The 2,192-nt window shown below is 39.1% G+C and carries 3 protein-coding genes; all 3 read left to right on the top strand.

Translation table 11 applies throughout. The features are described 5' to 3' along the window. On the top strand, positions 1-493 hold a 493-nt coding region (locus tag ACMHLI_RS23350; RefSeq protein WP_413531459.1), incomplete at its 5' end, for an RHS repeat-associated core domain-containing protein. Next, positions 486-974: an Imm42 family immunity protein gene (locus ACMHLI_RS23345; RefSeq protein ID WP_413531458.1), complete on the top strand. Its 489-nt coding sequence runs from the start codon at positions 486-488 to the stop codon at positions 972-974. The genes ACMHLI_RS23350 and ACMHLI_RS23345, both read left to right, overlap by 8 nt. A gap of 879 nt (positions 975-1,853) precedes the next feature. Then, positions 1,854-2,192, top strand: a 339-nt coding sequence (locus ACMHLI_RS23340; protein WP_413531457.1) for a hypothetical protein, incomplete at its 3' end; no start/stop codon positions are given.

The raw sequence follows: 2,192 nt of genomic DNA, 5'->3' as shown, positions 1-2,192 counted from the left end.
AGAAACCGGCCTCCATTATAATTTACACCGTTACTATGATCCGGACTCAGGGCGATTTACCCAGCATGACCCGATAGGGCTGGCGGGCGGACTGAATCTTTATCAGTATGCGCCGAATGCGTTGGGGTGGGTGGATCCGTGGGGGTTAAACAAGTCAGAATCTCCTTATCATGGCCGTAAACCAGTATATGATGCTGCAGCACATCATGATTCTTCCTCGCCCGATTTTAGAGGCGGTGGCAGTAAAACTACGCCTTTACCTCCAGACGCAGAAGATGTCTACCAAAGATCCGTACCGAGTGATTCAGAAGGTCGCACATGGTATGGGCAAAATAGTGAAGGCGAGTTCTATCGCTATCAAGGGCAAAATGGTCAAGTACATTGGAATGGTAGAGAAAGATCTGTTAGAGGATTAAAAATCCCACAATGGATTCGTAATCGCTTTAACCAAATGTCTGCTAAGTTTAAAGGGTCAGGAGGTAAATGTGGGTAATTTAATTATTGGTGATAAAGCTCTTTTTTCTATTCGTTTAGAAACTGATGGGCATTTTGCTAGCGCGTCCATTTTTTGTGAACATGAGGAGTTAGGAAATAATGATGAATATACGTTACTTCACACACTAATCTCTTTAATAGAGACTAAGATAAATAATTATGATTATTCTTTGGCTGATAAAATTAACCACTTAGATAAAGAATCAGTTTATATATATGTGGTTAATGGTTATGAGGAATCAACGGATTGGAGAGAGTCCCATGAATTAGAATCCATTTGGATAACATTAAATTTAACTCCATGTTTCGATGGGGAAATTTTTATTTTGCTGTCCATTAAGCAATGTGACAGAGTTATCTGGAAGAAATTTAACTCAAAAGTTATCAGAGAATCTTTCCTCCCTCCAGGATATGTTTTAGAACACATGAGGTCACTACTTAACAACTTATTAAAGCAACAAATAAAAACTAGCCATTGAAAGTTAGGGTGTTTTATTATACAAGATTGGAGCGCCGATTTCTAGGCGCTCTTTATTTCAAGAATGGCAATAATATGCATATCTATTAGTTGGAAAGGGCAGCATGGCGACTCCCATACTGTAGAGCATTCTGATTATGTCCATACTGGTATTAAAACCCTTCCAGTTTTTCATCTGAACCAGGAAGAAATCATGGAGAATAATGATACCTGTTGAATTAATATTGTCATTTTGTAATGAGTATTGTTACCCCAAAAAAAACATGTTATCGATCATAAAATATCATGATCGATAACTTTTCCTGTTAAAATAAAAAAATGCTGTTAGGAGTCTAATATGGTTATGGTAAAAATGATTTTCCCTATAATGCAAGATTATTCTTAGATGAGCGTGATATATTTATTGAAATAAGCAGTCACCTATCAAGCACTGAAAATTATTTGTCTTTTCCTTTTGGTTGGATAAGAGGTCAAACCAAAATATTTATTAATGATGATTGCGTAGAAAAAATTGGTAGTAGAAAATAAACAGCCAGGAAACTACCCCCTGAACTCCCAGCTGTTTTATTCGTTCAGTCTGTTAAACTGCCATCCTCTGAAGCGCCGATTTTACGGCGTTCTTCATATTTTGGATGTAGTATAGCGCCGATCATTTAGTCGAGATGGTAAGTTTAAATGGACTTAATAAAAGACTTTGTTTGGAATAATTTCATCTACAATGGATCAGCTAAAAATGCTTTAGACCTTAAATAGAAATAAAAATAGGGTTAAGGAAATCGAAATTTAATCACCTCTTTTAAACTGAACGAATAAGACCAGAACCTTTCTTAAAAAACCGTTTAACACTTTAAAACGTTTTTTTCATGACCACTGACCTTGTATGCACAACCCCGTGGCACAGCATAAAGACGTTGATTACCAGTACGACATTTACGGCAGAACCACCCAAAAAAGTACCCACAACCAACGCTGGCGTTACCGTTACGACAGCGAACACCGGCTGGTGGAAGTGCTGCATCAACCCATCAGTCATACGCAGCCGGAATGTGTCGTTAGCTTTTGTTATGACCCGCTTGGGAGACGTATCAGCAAGCGGGTACGCTATCAGCGCATGGACGGCGTGACGGCTGATGCTGAAAAGCACAGCGAAAGGGAAACGCGTTTCCTGTGGGAAGGTCCGCGCCTGCTGGCGGAGTTCAATGCTGGCCAGACGCAAATT

It is taken from the genome of Rahnella inusitata (assembly GCF_965118895.1).
GTDB lineage: Bacteria > Pseudomonadota > Gammaproteobacteria > Enterobacterales > Enterobacteriaceae > Rahnella > Rahnella inusitata_A.
This window is presented reverse-complemented; position numbering and strand designations above follow the sequence as displayed.